The organism is Candidatus Kapaibacterium sp., assembly GCA_025059875.1.
Lineage (GTDB): Bacteria > Bacteroidota > Ignavibacteria > Kapaibacteriales > HRBIN21 > HRBIN21.
The window spans coordinates 224,558-238,832 of the sequence record JANXCT010000001.1; the positions used below are offsets into that span (position 1 = coordinate 224,558).

12 protein-coding genes are annotated in these 14,275 nt (G+C 60.1%); all 12 read left to right on the forward strand.

Annotated elements, in window-relative coordinates; genetic code table 11:
• The first annotated feature begins 27 nt into the window (after positions 1–27).
• Entirely contained in the window at positions 28–774 is a 747-nt protein-coding gene (locus NZ960_01085) for an HAD family hydrolase (protein MCS7176213.1), read from the forward strand.
• Positions 771–1,748 carry an L-threonylcarbamoyladenylate synthase gene (locus NZ960_01090; GenBank protein ID MCS7176214.1) on the forward strand — a complete coding sequence of 326 codons (978 nt, stop codon included), beginning with the start codon at positions 771–773 and terminating at the stop codon, positions 1,746–1,748. Before NZ960_01085 ends, NZ960_01090 begins: the two co-directional genes overlap by 4 nt.
• 928 nt (positions 1,749–2,676) lie before the next feature.
• A complete protein-coding gene (locus NZ960_01095) occupies positions 2,677–3,426 on the forward strand; it encodes a LytTR family DNA-binding domain-containing protein (protein ID MCS7176215.1) in 750 nt (249 codons plus the stop codon).
• A gap of 3 nt (positions 3,427–3,429) precedes the next feature.
• On the forward strand, positions 3,430–5,229 hold the full coding sequence (locus NZ960_01100; GenBank protein ID MCS7176216.1) for a tetratricopeptide repeat protein: 1,800 nt from the start codon (positions 3,430–3,432) through the stop codon (positions 5,227–5,229).
• A gap of 72 nt (positions 5,230–5,301) precedes the next feature.
• The gene (locus tag NZ960_01105) at positions 5,302–5,739 is read left to right on the forward strand and encodes a hypothetical protein (GenBank protein MCS7176217.1); all 438 of its coding nucleotides are present in this window, start codon (positions 5,302–5,304) and stop codon (positions 5,737–5,739) included.
• A gap of 2 nt (positions 5,740–5,741) precedes the next feature.
• Positions 5,742–7,985 (forward strand): TonB-dependent receptor, encoded by a 2,244-nt coding sequence (locus NZ960_01110; protein MCS7176218.1) that lies wholly within the window; start codon positions 5,742–5,744, stop codon positions 7,983–7,985.
• A gap of 2 nt (positions 7,986–7,987) precedes the next feature.
• Complete coding sequence (locus NZ960_01115; GenBank protein ID MCS7176219.1) at positions 7,988–9,100, forward strand: ABC transporter permease; 1,113 nt, start codon at positions 7,988–7,990, stop codon at positions 9,098–9,100.
• A 2-nt stretch (positions 9,101–9,102) separates the two neighbouring features.
• A complete protein-coding gene (locus NZ960_01120; GenBank protein ID MCS7176220.1) occupies positions 9,103–9,390 on the forward strand; it encodes a DUF721 domain-containing protein in 288 nt (95 codons plus the stop codon).
• A 51-nt stretch (positions 9,391–9,441) separates the two neighbouring features.
• Positions 9,442–11,394: a DNA topoisomerase (ATP-hydrolyzing) subunit B gene (gene gyrB / locus NZ960_01125; GenBank protein MCS7176221.1), complete on the forward strand. Its 1,953-nt coding sequence runs from the start codon at positions 9,442–9,444 to the stop codon at positions 11,392–11,394.
• Between the two features lie 3 nt (positions 11,395–11,397).
• Positions 11,398–12,240 carry a uracil-DNA glycosylase gene (locus tag NZ960_01130; protein ID MCS7176222.1) on the forward strand — a complete coding sequence of 281 codons (843 nt, stop codon included), beginning with the start codon at positions 11,398–11,400 and terminating at the stop codon, positions 12,238–12,240.
• Positions 12,203–13,189, forward strand: a complete 987-nt coding sequence (locus tag NZ960_01135) for a lysophospholipid acyltransferase family protein (GenBank protein MCS7176223.1) — start codon at positions 12,203–12,205, stop codon at positions 13,187–13,189. The genes NZ960_01130 and NZ960_01135 overlap by 38 nt, the downstream gene beginning before the upstream one ends.
• Positions 13,161–14,222 (forward strand): glycosyltransferase family 9 protein, encoded by a 1,062-nt coding sequence (locus tag NZ960_01140; protein ID MCS7176224.1) that lies wholly within the window; start codon positions 13,161–13,163, stop codon positions 14,220–14,222. Before NZ960_01135 ends, NZ960_01140 begins: the two co-directional genes overlap by 29 nt.
• The last annotated feature ends 53 nt before the right edge of the window (positions 14,223–14,275 follow it).

A 14,275-nucleotide genomic window follows, 5' to 3' on the forward strand; every position in this document is an offset into this window, starting at 1 on the left:
CGCGGAGTAGGTTGCTCAAGCTACAGCATGGCTCTGCGCGTGGTCACGGTTGACCTGTGGAATACCATCTTAGGGGCTGCTGGGAGTCAGCAGCGGCAGGAGCAGCGCCTACGGCGACTCCAAGCGTACGTAGAGCGTTTGGGGATGGAAAGATCGGAGCAAGAGCTGCGGGAAGCCTTTCGGCAGATGTGGCGGTATTACACTGCCGTCTGGTGGGGACAGCAACGGACTCCAACACCGCAGGAGCTGACCACTTTCCTCTGGCAGTGGCTGAAGCTACCGGAGGAGCCAGCTATAGTGGCCCAGTTGGCTGAAGAAATGGCTATTGGAATTCTGGAGAGCCCACCTCCATTGCTTCCCTATGCTCGGCAGGCATTGGAGTGGCTAGCGGAGCGTTATCGGCTGGCACTAGTCTCGGATACTGCCTTCTCGCCTGGCTCGGTACTGCGAGAGCTTCTTCGTCAGTACGACATTGCAGAGCTATTCGCTGCTTTCAGCTTCAGTGACGAGACCGGGGTTGCAAAGCCTCATCCACGGGCCTATCGGGTTGTCCTAGACAAGCTCGACACAGCTCCCGAAGAAGCACTCCACATCGGAGACCTTGAGCCCACCGACATCCAAGGCGCGAAGGGACTGAGAATGAGTGCCATTCTGTTCCTGGGCGATCTAGATTCGGAGTTCTCTCCACCAGCTCAAACGTTGGCAGACGCGATTGCGTATCACTGGCAGCAGGTTCCTGAGTTAGTGGAACGCCTATCGTGCTGCAGTCGTTGAAGACTATTGTTCTCGATCCCGAGCGTGATCCAATGGCGCTGCAGCAGGCAGCTGATCTCCTGCGGCGCGGGCACTTAGTTGCCTTCCCAACGGAGACCGTCTATGGCTTAGGGGCTAGAGTCTTCTGCGCGGAGGCGGTGGCTAAGATCTTTGCCGTGAAAGGACGGCCTACTGATAACCCCTTAATCGTGCATATCGCTTCGCCGGACGAAGTGCAGCGCATTGCGGTGGAGATTCCTGAGGCTTACTGGGTACTTGCCCGAACCTTCTTCCCTGGCCCTCTGACGGTCGTACTGCGCCGTCACCCAGAGGTTCCTCCCGTGGTTTCCGGAGGTTTGGAGACCATCGCCGTACGGATGCCACGGCATCCGTACGCTCTAGAACTCATTCGACTCACAGGCGAGCCTATCGCTGCTCCTTCAGCGAATCGTTCCGGTCGGCCTAGCCCGACGACAGCAGAACATGTGCTCCAGGATCTGCAGGGAGAGATTGCAGCAGTCGTAGATGGGGGCCCCTGTGAGATTGGCTTAGAGTCCACGGTGCTCCATCTGCTGACGGATCCGCCGATGATTCTGCGACCTGGTGTGGTTACTGCGGGGGAGCTCAGCGCTGTGCTGGGACGGCCTGTGGGGTATTGGGATGTTCAAAGGGCGGGTCCAGCTCCGTCGCCTGGGATGCGGTATCGGCATTATGCCCCGCAGGCGGCGGTCGTCTTGCTGAGTTCCTGGGAGGCGGTTCGGCAGTGGATAGTGGCTCATCCAGAGGCGAATCCCGTTGTGCTTGCACCTCAGCCTGGTGGCGAGCGACTTTCAGTACCTCTCCGAGCTTTGCAGGCGACTACACTCTATGCAGAGTTCCGCAGAGCTGACGATGAGGGGCGAAGCCATATCCTGGTGCTATGCACCCCCGCTGTTCAAGCGAACCGGGCTCTCTGGGATCGTCTCCGAAAAGCAGCATCTCAAGAATCTCCCTAAGTCTCGCCTTTTCGAAATGGCTATCCTTCGGGGACCACGCGAGAACGAAAGACAACCTCCTCAAGTCTTTGGCTCTGAGCCAGAGAGTAGCCTGATGGTCCGCGAGGGGATTGACGTGGATGGTTGCACAGAGGAGTCAACAGTTGCGGAGACTTCTCCCTTAGAGGTTGCGCGCTTTGGGGATCTTGGGCTGTGCGTAATCGACATGTGGCCCGCATCCCACAGTAGCTATGCGGGGTTTGTTGTGCGCCAAGTTTTCTGCCGACTGCGTAGAGGTTTCCCGAGCATCCAATGATTGGCTACCTGTGGGAATGGACATGAAGGGCCTCTCGTCCTTGCTTCTGTTGTCCTAAGCAGGGGTGGACATTGCACTTGAGGGTGAGAGGAGTCCAGCAACGGACTAAAGCGGTCGCCCCCTTGGTTTCTAAGCTAGGGTGTGCTGATACTGGAAGCCGTTCATTTGAGTGGTGCTGTTGACAGTCCAATGCTGACCTACGCAGTCTCGGATGCCCATGGTATTGTTTCTCACCTCGCCAGGAAAGAGCTCCATTCCCCGCTGGGCAGTCTGGATTGGAGGTCCTTACATGCTGCTGGAGCAGCCCGGCGGTAGAGCGGTAAATTAGAGGTGACGCTGCCTGTACCTGGCCTTAAGCTGATTTGCGCCGGAGCTGGGTTGGGCAGTGAGACGCGTACGGCCGAATAGCAAATGTCACCAGGAGGATGCCGAGAGGCGCTTGACAATTACTGTTGCTGTCGAGTCACAGTGTAACAGACATGCCACACTGTAAGGAGCTTTCTGACGGAAACCAGATCATAGGGCCCAGTGTACAAGGATCGCGGATCTATATCGCTCACTGTACGGGGAGTGGGCTGGGATGGGACTTGGTATCTTTGCGGCGCCAGCCAACGGTCGTGGGGAGTGACCGCTATGCTGCGGGCGGTGCTGGTAGATGACGAGGTAGGGGCCCTGGAGGCGCTCCGCCTGCTCTTGGAGCAGCACTGCCGGGATATAGTTCGAGTTGTAGCGACGGCAACCTCTGCTGAGGAGGCTCGGCAAGTCCTACGACAGCTCCGTGCCGATGTCCTCTTCCTGGACGTGGAGATGCCTGGTGAAGATGGCTTTGCGCTCCTTCGCTCCCTGCCCCAGCGGGACTTTGCGGTGGTCTTTGTCACTGCGCATCAGCAGTATCTGCTCCAGGCTCTTCGGATTAGCGCAGCGGATTATCTCCTGAAGCCCGTCAATCCCGAAGAGCTACGCGAAGCCGTTTTGCGGGTTCAGCAGTCGCGTCTTCGAGCCAAGCGACTCGAGGTTCTATTGAGCAACCTCAGCGCTGGGGCGCCGAAGCGGCTTGTTATTCCGCTGGTGAATGATAGGTACCGAGTCGCGTCGCTCCAGGAGGTCCTGTACTGTCAAGCCTACGGGAGCTATAGCTGGGTCGTGACGGATAGGGAGCGCCTCTTGGCGGTTCGACTCCTTGCTGAGTGGCAAGAGATTCTGGAACCAGCGGGTTTTGTCCGTGTCCATCGCTCATTTTTGGTCAATATACAGCGCATTCGCGAGCTCCGGCAGGGGTCGGAAGAGCAGGGTGGAAGCATCATGCTGGACACGGGCGAAGAGATTCCCGTTGCGCGACGCCGGTTTGCACATGTGCTGGCAGCGCTCCAGCATGGGGGATAGGGGATGTCTCCTGTACCTTGGCCGGACGAACAAGAGTTGGAGAGTCAGCTCCGCCAGTTCACACTACTACAGGCGGTGGACTATCTCAACGCGCTAGCAGAGAGGGCATCTCAGCAGGCACCGCAAAAGGTTCGGGATTTCGCCCGTCGTGCATATGAGTTGGCGCTGCGTGGTGCTTACCGAGAGGGGCTCGCGGAGGCCTGTCGTCTCCTGGGTGTTGGGGCCCTGTTTGCCGGGCAGTATGGAGAGGCACATACGTGGTTTGAACAGGCAGCGACCATCTTCGCTGAAGTTGGCCAACGGGAGCGGTATCTCCATACCTTGGTCAACTGGGCTCTAGCTTACCACGCTGTCGGAGATTCGGCTGCGGGATTGGAGAAGTTGCAGCAGGCTCTAGACGAGGGGGCCGATGATTACCCGGTCGTTTCGCTGAAGTTACGGCAGAACCTCGGTGTTATCCTAGCCGAGCTGGGACACTATGAGCGAGCTCTTCAGACGTTCGAAGAGGTGATTGCGCAGGCTCAGCAGCAAGGAGTGGTTCGGGTGCTGGTTCGAGCATACAACAATGCCGCCCTGTTGCTGGCCCAGCAGGGGCGCTACCAGCAAGCCTTAGAAATGCTCCACCGTAGCATGCAGCTCAAGGAGCAGTCGGGTGACAAGTACGGTATGGCTGTCGCCTGGGGGACTCTGGGATTCCTCTATGCACGGATGGGGAGGCTAGAGGATGCTGAGCAGGCCTACCAGTGCTCGCTGTCACTGCGGCGCCAACTCCAGGACCGTCGCGGGAGTGGATACGTGTTAACGAACCTCGCGCAGCTCTACCGCCGGAGGGGCATGTATGCTGCAGCGGAGGAAGCACTCGCGGAAGCAGAGCGGATTGCGGAAGAGCTTCAGGAGAGAGCACTGCAATTGGAAGTATTCCAAGAGCGCTCGCTCATTGCTCAGCATCAGGCCGATTTTACACAGGGGTTGTACTACCTACAGCGGTACGTGTCGCTCTCCCAACAGCTCCGAGCTGAGGCGATCCAACAGTCAGTTGCAAAGGTGGAGGCTCGGTATGAGGCCGAGCGCTACCGCCGAGAGCGGGAGCAGCTCCGCCGATGGCTTGTGGAGTGGCAGTATCGGGCACTCCAAGCTCAGATGAATCCGCACTTCCTCTTCAATGTCTTCACTGCCCTCCAACATCTCGTCTCCACTGGAGACTTAGAAGCAGCCCAGCACCTAATCTCCCAGTTTGCAAAGCTGTCACGTCAGGTCCTCCGTACCTCTCAGTGCGGACTTGTCTCTCTTGAGGAAGAGTTGGAGACGGTGGAGCTCTACTTGCGGGTAGAACAGCTGCGCTTCCGGGGGAGCTTCCGCTACTCCATAGAGGTGCAGCCGGGCTTAGAGCTCGGCGACGTATGGTGTCCGTCGCTCCTTCTGCAGCCGCTGGTGGAAAACGCTCTCAAGCATGGCCTTGGGCCGCGTGGAGGGATAGGGACTGTCCGAATAGAGGTTCAGCGTGAGGGCGACTCAGTGGTATGCGCAATTGAGGATGACGGAGTGGGGCGAGGGGCACAAGCACTGTCCTCACCAACTCATGGTGGTGCAGGGCTTCGGCTGGCCGAGGAGCGGTTGCGGTTGCTGAGTCAGCACCTTGGGCGGCTGTTCGCTCTGCAGATTGTGGACCTCCGTTGCCCGGATGGTTCGCCTGCGGGGACTCGCGTGGAGGTGGTGCTGCCTGCGGAGTTGGATGTATTGCGGCTCGCTGAAGTGGGGTTGACCACCATACCGGCTGCGGGAAAGCCTATAATTTCGCGATAGCCTGGGGTTTTGTGGGTTGCCCGTATGGAGCGGAGGAAGGCCCTGCTCTGCTGCAGCTTGCTGCTGGTCCTGATGGGAGGCTGCACAGGGGGACTGGACCCGGAAGCACTGCCCAAGGAGGCGAAGATCCAGGGAGTGGTTCACTTCCACGGCACTTGGCCTCCTCAGGATAGCCTCTACGACCTTCGGGTAGTTGCCTTCCAGCAGTACCCGCCGCGGAATGTGTTGGATGAAGTCCTTAGTGGGCGGGCGGTCTTCTCGGAGCGTCTTCGGTTCCGAGTGGACTCCGAACCGTACCAGCTCATAGTCAGCCAAGCTCCCACGGTCTTTCGCTACATTGTCGTGGCGCAGCGGTACGGGAGCGACATCTTCCAACATTGGCGTGTTGTCGGGGTCTACGCTCGGGATGTGACTCGTCCAGACAGCTTGCGGGTAGAGCCTGGGGAAATCTACACTGGGGTGGACATTGTCGTAGACTTCGATCGTCTGCCACCACAGCCGTTTGAGTAGGAATGGGTAGGAGACTCGGTGTGGCGTTGTTGTGGCTCTTGGGTGGGTGGGGCATAGTATGGGGACAACCTGCCGTGCTTGTCGGAAGAGTCGTAGAAGCACCGAGCAGTCGGCCGCTGGCTGGAGCAACGGTGCGGGTGGAGGGGACTATGCTAGGAGCTGTAACGGACAGAACGGGTGCGTTCACGCTGCGTGGTATCCCGCCGGGGGAGTACACGGTCAGCGTGTCCATGGTTGGATATCGGCGCTTCCAGCGGGTGGTGCGCTTCCAGAGTGGTGATACAGTTCGGATTACCGTTGTGCTAGAGCCGCAGCCGATTGGGTTTGGGGAGGTGATCGTGACGGCAGCAAAGCGTGCGCAGGCGCTCCAAGAGGCTCCGGTAAGCATTGCTACGGTGGAGGCGCGCTCGTTCCAGGAGCGTAGCATGGCCCGACTAGATGAGGTCTTGCGAACAGTCTCTGGGGTTGTCATCAATCGGGACCAAGTCAGCATCCGGGGCTCCTCTGGGTTTGCCTTCGGTGTTGGCTCGCGGACGCTGTTGCTCGTAGATGGTATCCCGCTCTTGTCTGGTGACGGCGGAGAGTTAAAGTACGATGTTCTCCCGTTGCTTGCCGTGGAGCGGGTAGAGGTACTCAAAGGGGCGGCCTCGGCGCTGTACGGTACGGCAGCGTTGGGAGGGGTTGTGAATGTCATTACGGCCGAACCCTCGGAGGGCAGCTCCTTTCGGTTCCGAAGCTACGGAGGGGTGTACACTCGTCCCCGCTTCGGGTCGTGGGATATTGGGACCCGGGGACTTTGGGGAGCCGATCTCTTCTACACTGGGCGGCATGGACCAGTTGGTGTGGTGCTGAGCACGGCAGGAGTGCGAGATGAGAGCTACCGCCGCGATGATGACTCTCGGCGATGGCAGGCTCTGGGCAAGGTGCGCTGGACTCTGTCTACGGCGTCAGTGTTGACTCTGCTGGGCTACTACACCGGCACTGAGAGCGGGAACTGGATCTACTGGAAGGGCCTCCGAGAGGCGACACGGCCAGGCAATCCCGACAGTGCCCAGCGTGTGCGTTCGGATAAGGCTGTGCTTGCAGTTCAATGGCAGCAGGTATGGCAGAGGGACCTCTCGAGCGTGCTGCGGGTTGGGCTCTATCGGACGGACTTTGCCAACCGGAACCCGGCAGGAGGAGCAGATACAGGACTGCCACAATCGCTGGCGTATTCCCTTTCGGCAGAGTGGCAGTGGACGAAGGAACTGCAGCCGCAGGTACTTATCACGGCAGGACTCCACGGGATTGCGAACGTGGTGGAGTCCGGACTCTACGGTGACCGGCGCCAGGCGGTTGGGGCCCTGTATGGCCAGGTGGAGCTTGGGGCGCAACGCCCGATTGGGCTAACCATCGGCGTGCGAGTGGACTGGGAGCGTACGTACGGAGCAGCACGGCAACACCTCGAGCTTAGTCCTCGCGTAGGGCTGACGTATGCCAGTTGGTTCGGTCCACAGTTTCGAGCAACGCTGGGGCGGGCATTTCGAGCGCCGACGGTTGCGGAGCGCTTCGCGACCGTGCGAGCTGCGGGGTTTGTCGTTCGACCGAACCCAGAGCTTAGACCTGAGCGGGCTTGGACCGCTGAGGTTGGGGCTATGGATACCCTCTGGTTCACAGTAGCAGGCTGGCGCTCTCCGCTCTTCGTTGATGTTGCGCTGTTCCAGTCGGAGTACTACGACCTCATCGAGCCGCAGCTCGGCGCGGCTGAGGGAGAGGTGGCGGTGCGGTTCCTCAATGTGACGCGGGCCCGGGTGCAGGGTGTTGAGTGGATCGTGCAAGCGTGGCTGGGTCCACGCACGTCGTGGTCCGCTTTGGGTCTGGTGGGGGTGGAGAGCGGATTGACGTTGTTGAACCCGCGGGATCTATCGCGCAACGACTGGCTTCGGTATCGCTCCCGGCGACTCTGGCGCGCGCAGTGGACTCTACCGCTACCATGGGGGGAGCTGCAACTTGAGTACCGCTACCAGAGCCGGGCAGACCGGATTGATGATGAGCTGGAGAACTTGCGGCTCATTCGAAATGCCTCTGCTCGTGTGCCGGTCCATGTTGTAGACCTTCGCTTTACAGTGGCGGGGCAGCGCACAGTTGGGCTTCCGCTAGATCTGACGGTTAACCTGCGGAATGCGCTGGATTACTACTACACGGAGGTGCCCGGAAACCTAGCTCCGCCCCGCCATATCGTCGTCCAGTTGTCGGGCAGTTGGTAGGAATGGCACTACAGCCCATAGGGCAGATTGCTCTGTGGGAGTGGCGGAACCAGATACGCCACTGGGGGTTTCTTCTTAGCGCCGGCTTGCCGGTCTTGCTATTCGCAGTGCTCAGCCTTGGTGGGCAGCGTAGGGAGCCCACTACGGCAGCAACACTCGCCGTCTGGGACGAGACAGGGCAATGGGTGCGTCAATTTCAGGACGTTGTAGCCCAGCGGACTTCAGGGTCCACGCTGCTTGTGTACCCATTGGTACCGGAGGACACGCTCCGGTGGACTTCCTTACTGCAGCGGGTTGCAACAGGGGAGTGGCTCGGAGTTCTCCGATTGCGGCCAGTACCTGAAGGGCTGGAGGCGGAGGTATGGACGACCGAGAGAGCAGCCGAGAGGGTTCGCTACATGGTGACACTTCTTCAGGAACGGCTGCGGGCTGCCCTCTTGAGGTGGTGGGGTATACCAGAAGCAGCCCAGCAGCAGCTACTCCAGCCGTTGAGAATCCAGGAGTACTTTCTGCCCAGTGCCGCTAGGGCACCATCGGATGTCGCGGTCGTCGTAGGGCTCTTCCTTCTTAGCCATGCCCTTCTGTGGGCTACTCGGGCAATTACGGAGGAGCGGTTCTCGCGGGTTGCTGAGCTCCTCCTCAGCATCGTTCCAGCGCAGAACATCATCAACGGCAAGTTCGTCGGGGTGGTTGGGATTGGGGTTCTGCAGATTGCCGCACTAACAGCAGCACGCGCGGCCCTAGAGAGCCCCACTGGCAAGCAGCTCTGGGATGCCGCCTCCCTGCTTCTGGGATACAGCTTCATGGCATCCTTCGGACTGTGGCTGGCGAGTTGGATCCGAAGTGAGGCACAGCTCTACGGGGTTGCAACACTCGTGCTCTTCGGCCTCTTGGCAGGTGCAGTGTTTGTGCTGCAGTCTCCAGAGCCCCTCTTGCCCGTCATGCTGGCCGTTCCATTGTGGATGCCGGTCGTACTGGTGGGGATGTCTCCTGAAGTGTCAGGAGAGATCATCCTCGGCGGAATTGTGTCGCTGTTGATGAGTGCTGCTCTCCTGCGACATGCTGCGCGGGGCTTACCATATGGGTGGGGAGTGAGTGGCAGCTCGGTCCGGTGACAATGGAGCGAGAAGCACGATCGTTAGCCGAGGTCTTGCAGCAGTTTCTCCAGGAGCAAGGGCTCCAGGAAGTGCTGTACATGGCTCGCCTACCAAAGGTCTGGGCTGAGGTCGTCGGGACCCCTGCAGCACGCAGTAGCACTATCCGGAGCTTCGCTAATGGAGAGCTCGTTGTGGAGGTTGCTGTCCCAGCATGGCGAATGGAGCTCCACATGCGGGCAGAGGAGCTCAGGAGACGGCTCAACGAGCGGCTTGGGCGAGAGCTCGTGCGTCGGCTTGTTATCCGATAAGGCATTCACGGACGTCTATACGGCCGGTTGGCAACGGACAGGGAGCCTGGAATGAGCGAGCTCAGCGAGCAACACGGCACGACGTCGCTTCTGACGGACGGCTATACCGAAGAGAGCATCCGTGTTCTGGAAGGGCTGGAGGCGGTGCGCCGGCGTCCAGCGATGTACATCGGGGATGTCGGGGAGCGGGGTTTACACCACCTCATCTACGAAGTCGTGGACAACTCCATTGATGAGGCATTGGCGGGCTTCTGCCGGAACATTGTGGTCACCCTCCATGCAGACGGGGGGTGCTCTGTAGAGGATGATGGGCGTGGCATCCCTGTTGGCATCCATCCCGAGAAGGGGATCTCCACGCTGGAGCTAGTCATGTGCACGCTGCACGCTGGAGGGAAGTTCGACAAGGTTGCCTATAAGGTCTCCGGCGGACTCCATGGTGTGGGGGTATCCTGCGTCAACGCCCTTTCCGAATACATGCGTGTCCGTGTTTGGCGCGATGGTAGCGTATGGGAGCAGGAGTACAGCCGGGGTGTTCCTCTGACGCCCGTACAGCGTGTTGGGGACACCGACCGGGCTGGGACGTTGGTCTATTTCCGACCGGACCCGACGATCTTCAAAACGACGGTCTTCCGCTACGAGCGCGTGGCCGACCGGCTCCGGGAGCTGGCCTTCCTGAATCCCGAAGTCACCATTCGCCTCCGCGACGAGCGAGAGGGCACGGAGGAGGTCTTCCACTATACAGGCGGCCTGCGCGATTTCGTTCGCTACCTGGATGAAGGGGAGACGCCGCTGACGCCAGTCATCCTCCTTTCCGGGCGGCTACCTGGGGAGTCGGGGAGTGATGTGTATGTGGACATTGCCCTGGAGTATAACACCGGCTACGAGGAGCGAGTGCTCTCGTATGCTAACAACATCAACACGGCCGAAGGAGGCACGCATGTAACGGGCTTCCGCTCAGGACTGACGCGGGCGCTCAATGCCTATGCGCAGGCAAACAATCTGGCGAAGGTCCAGTTGATTGGGGATGATTTCCGTGAGGGGCTCACAGCCGTTATCTCCGTCAAGGTTGCCGAGCCGCAGTTCGAGGGGCAGACGAAGACGAAGCTTGGCAACAGCGAGGTGGAGGGTATCGTCCGCTCATTGGTCAACGAGCAGTTAGGGCGCTACTTAGAGGAGAACCCTAGCGTTGCACGCAAGATCATCGAGAAGGCTGTGCTGGCAGCTGAGGCCCGCATCGCTGCTCGGAAATCCCGGGAGCTGGTGCGGCGGAAGAGTGCTTTGGAGAGCACTTCACTGCCGGGGAAATTGGCAGATTGCTCTTCCCGGAACCCTGAAGAGACGGAGCTCTTCCTCGTCGAGGGTGATTCGGCTGGAGGGTCTGCGAAACAGGCCCGTGATCGGCGTTTCCAGGCGGTGCTGCCGCTCAAGGGGAAGATCCTTAACGTGCAAAAGGCGCGGCTGTCCAAGATTCTGGAAAACGACGAGATCAACACTATCATCACCGCTATCGGTGGCGGCTTCGACGAGAGCTTCGACGTCTCCAAGGCACGCTACGGCAAAATCATTCTGATGGCCGACGCCGACGTTGACGGCTCCCACATCCGTACGCTGCTGCTGACGCTCTTCTTCCGCTACATGCGGGAGCTCATCTACCAGGGTCGGCTCTACATTGCACAGCCGCCGCTGTACAAGATCGCCCACGGCCGGCAGGAGTTCTATGCTTACTCAGACCAGGAACGAGACGCCATCTTGGAACGCCTGCGCTCCGATGGGGTGCGGCCGGAGTCCATCACTATCACGCGCTTCAAGGGGTTGGGAGAGATGAACCCGGAGCAATTGTGGATGACCACGATGAACCCAGAGACGAGGACGCTCCTGCAGGTTACGATAGAGAATGCCGCCGAGGCTACCCACGTCTTCGACATGCTTATGGGCGACAAGGTAGAGCCTCGGCGGGAGTTCATCGAGCGGAATGCCCTCTTCGTCAAGCACTTGGACATTTAGCCAATGGCAGCTGGGGTAGAAGCACTGCTAGCCCAGCTACGGCAGTGGGTACAGTTACGGCGACAGCTCTTAGGAGCTAGAGTGTACGTGGAGCTGCCATCCTCTCGGTCATTAACTCCTCAAATGCCGGCCGCCACTCCGTCAGGGACTAAACTCTCAGATGCTATGCCGGCGAATGAGCCGCTCCCTGTACTCCATCCTCCACGCTTTCGCATGCCAGAGGTAGGCGGTGGAGATCTCTTCCATTCTGCTCCTGTATGGCACCAGAGCCAGAGCTTGGAAGAGCTGTACGCACATATCCACACCTGTACGGCTTGCCCATTGGGGCTGACGCGAACGAACTTCGTCTTCGGGGTGGGGAACCCGCAGGCAGAGATCGTGGTCATTGGGGAGGCGCCGGGAGCTGAAGAGGATGCCCGTGGGGAGCCATTCGTTGGTGCTGCTGGGCAGTTGCTCAACCGTATGCTGCAGGCAATTGGCTTCCGCCGCGAGGAGGTCTACATCTGCAACATCCTCAAATGCCGTCCGCCGAACAACCGGCGTCCGACGCCGCAGGAGATCGAGACGTGCCGCCCTTACCTGTGGAAGCAGTTGGAGCTCATCCAGCCCCCGTTCATCTTGGCTCTTGGAGCGACAGCTGCGATGGCGCTGCTCCAGAAGGAATACAAGATCACCGAACTCCGCGGACGGCCAATCCCCTTCCACGGGATGGTGATGATCGTCACGTACCACCCCGCAGCGCTACTCCGGAACCCGCAGTGGAAGCGCCCTGCATGGGAGGACTTGCAGTTGCTCCGACGCCTCTACGATGCCTATCGGCAGCGGCTCCAGGCGGCGCAGCGCTGAGTTCTCCGTACGCCAATTCGGGACTCGGTTAGTGCAGCATGGTCTCGTGAGCCTGCTACGGGCTGTCGGAGCTGCACTGCGGTTCGTGCCATGGCGGTGGTACCACTCTGTCGGGTGGGTGCTGGGGCAGCTCTGGTGGCAGGCAAGTCCTCTGCGCCGACATGTCACGGTAGAGAATCTGCAGCGGGCCTTTCCTGAACGTCCTCGTTCCTGGCACACGCAGGTCGCGCGGCAGTGCTATACGAATGCTGGTATTGTGCTGGCGGAGATTCTCTCTCTGGCGTGGCTCCAGGCGGAGGAGCTGGAGGAGCGTGTTCGGTTCGTGAATCCTGAGCTCTTTGCGGAGTGTGCACAGCGGGGACGTGGGCTACTGCTGCTGTCGGGACACTATGGAAACTGGGAGTGGCTAGCGTGTGCTGCGGGACTGGCGCTACGTCGGTTGGGAATTCCTGTCACGGTCATCGTTCAGCGGCAGGCAAATGCCGTAGCAGACCAGTGGCTCAATCGCTACCGGACACGCTGGGGGAACCGTACCGTTGAATTGGACCATGCCGCTTGGGCCCTAGCGCGGGCACTTCAGAAGCGGGAGGCCGTCGCCCTTCTGGCAGATCAGCGAGCAAAGCCCGAAACCGCTCTGTGGCTACCCTTCTTCGGGTCGGCTGTTCCAGTCCACACGATGCCGGCTGCCGTTGCTCTCCGCTTCCGAGTACCTATCATCTTGGGCTTTGCGTTCCGCCAGTCTGATGGCAGGTACGTTGTGCCACTGGAGGAGTTGCCTTCGCAGGACCTGCCCGATACCCTGGAAGGGGTTCGAGAGCTAACCTGGCGCTACCTCCAGCGGCTGGAATCCGTCATCCGCCAGCATCCGGAGCTATGGCTGTGGCAGCATCGGCGGTGGAAGTACGTGCGCCCCGCAGCAGATGTCCCGAGCACTGCCACGGCTCCGTGACTTCTCGCGCATCGCCGTTGTACAGATGGCATACTTGGGCGATGTGGCACTCGTCCTCCCTCTGCTGCAAGCTCTGCGAGAGCTCCATCCTACGGCACGGCGAATGCTGGTGGTGACGCCGGCGGCAGCGCCTTTGGCAGAGTGTGCCGAAGCCGTTGATGAGGTTCTAGTCTACGACAAGCGGGGTGCCGATGCTGGCATAGCGGGACTGCGCCGGTGTGCACAGCGCATACGTCGCTGGGGAGCAGAGTTGCTCTTAGTCCCTCATCGGTCGCTTCGGACGGCATTGCTGACGTTCTTGAGCTCCCCGCGGTACTCCGTGGGGAGCCACCGCAGTGCATTGCCATGGGTCTTCGATGCTCGCGTGCCCTATGGCTGGCATCTGCATGAAGTAGAACGGAACCTCTCGCTCCTGGCCCCGTTTGCCGATGTTGGGCCAAGATGGCAGGAGCTGCGAGATATCCCTATTGCTCTTCGCTTTCCGGAGGGGACTATCGAGCGACTCTGGCACCGGTTACGGCAGGTCGGCATAGCACCAACATCGCCTGTCATCGTGCTATCCCCCGGTTCTGCGTGGGCAACGAAGCGCTGGAGTCCCCACCACTACGCTAGTCTCGCATGGCTGTTGCGTCAGCGAGACTATGCTGTTGTCATTACGGGTGGCGAGGCTGAGGTAGGGCTCTGCACGAGCATTGCCGAGCGTAGTGGAGCGCTCTCGCTGGCTGGGGAGCTCAGCATCCCCGAACTCTTGCTCTTGTTCCGGCATGCACGTTGTGTAGTGGGGAACGACAGTGCTCCAATCCACCTTGCTGAGCTGGTCGGAACACCGGTTGTTGCCATCTTTGGCCCTACGGTTCCCGAATTCGGTTTCGCACCGCGCCTGCCGCGCTCACGCCTCATAGCCCGGCAGCTTCCCTGTCGTCCCTGTTCAGTCCATGGCGGACATCGGTGCCCAATTGGTACCCATGCGTGCATGGAGAGCATCTCGCCGCTAGAGGTGCTGCAACAGGTGTTGGAACTGGCCGCTGAATAATTCGAGTCGCGGCGTGTGCGTCTCTTTGGGCGGTAGTCCCTTCAAGCTGGGGC